The 414-nt window shown below is 55.1% G+C and carries 2 protein-coding genes; both read left to right on the forward strand.

Annotation, left to right across the window (positions count from 1 at the left end; all coding sequences use genetic code 11):
* The coding region (locus AC1RPV_RS07665) for a hypothetical protein (protein WP_481764184.1) at nt 1–210 on the forward strand (210 nt) is incomplete at its 5' end.
* Between the two features lie 2 nt (nt 211–212).
* On the forward strand, nt 213–414 hold a 202-nt coding region (locus tag AC1RPV_RS07670; RefSeq protein WP_481764185.1), incomplete at its 3' end, for a hypothetical protein.

The raw sequence follows: 414 nt of genomic DNA on the forward strand, positions 1-414 counted from the left end.
ATCCTGTTCCGTGACAGGTGCCTGAAGCAAGCATACGAGCGCCTCAATCAGGCGAACCAAAGGCTGCGGGAGGTCGCGGAGTTGGCGCATGCCGTGAACGACGTGATCGAGCTGTTCGAAGAGTTTTACGCGGACAGCAAGGGACAGCCGATCACTGATCGGCTGCGCGAAATCAGTGCAGTGCTTCACGCACAAAAACAAGGAGAGTAAATATGTTCACGGCAATGAGTATGGTGTGGCTTGTGGCCGGAGTCTTTATCGGTGTCTTCATCAGCGTTGTCTACTGTGCGTTCCACGAGGACCGCATCACCCGGGAAATCCGGGAAGCACGCATGAAGAAGGAGCTGGTCGAAGCGAACCTGTATCTGGCGCGCAAGCAAAAAGAGTTTGCGGAACTGACTGGGAAGGACGTGT

This window comes from Dellaglioa sp. CoH-55-MRSF-9 (genome assembly GCF_056782155.1).